This window comes from Acinetobacter sp. YZS-X1-1 (assembly GCF_000804305.1).
In the GTDB taxonomy this organism is placed as follows: domain Bacteria; phylum Pseudomonadota; class Gammaproteobacteria; order Pseudomonadales; family Moraxellaceae; genus Acinetobacter; species Acinetobacter variabilis.
In genome coordinates this window covers 1-379 of the sequence record NZ_JWHB01000073.1, presented here as the reverse complement: position 1 = coordinate 379, position 379 = coordinate 1, and the positions used below count along the sequence as shown (strand labels likewise).

The window sequence follows — 379 nt, the reverse complement described above, 5'->3', positions numbered from 1 at the left end:
CGTTATGCTCCTGAAATAGAAAAACGTTTACGCTGGTATTGGCGTAATCCTACAGATCTGAGCTCGTGGCATATTGATGAAACCTATGTAAAAGTGAATGGACGATGGTCTTATCTGTATCGTGCAGTCGATCAATGTGGCGATACCATTGATTTTTATCTTTCTTCTAGACGTAATACCAAATCAGCATATTGTTTTCTTGGAAAAATTTTAAATAATGTGAAGAAGTGGCAAATTCCACAAGTGATCAACACGGATAAAGCACCCACATATGGACGTGCTTTATCACGGTTAAAACGGGAAGGTAAATGTCCACCAGACCTTGAGCACAGGCAGATTAAGTATAAAAATAACGTGATTGAATGTGATCATGGCAAGC

1 pseudogene is annotated in these 379 nt (G+C 38.8%); it reads left to right on the top strand.

From position 1 onward, the window contains the following. Window positions 1-379, top strand: a pseudogene (locus tag RJ01_RS15555) (IS6-like element IS1006 family transposase); the annotation flags it as partial.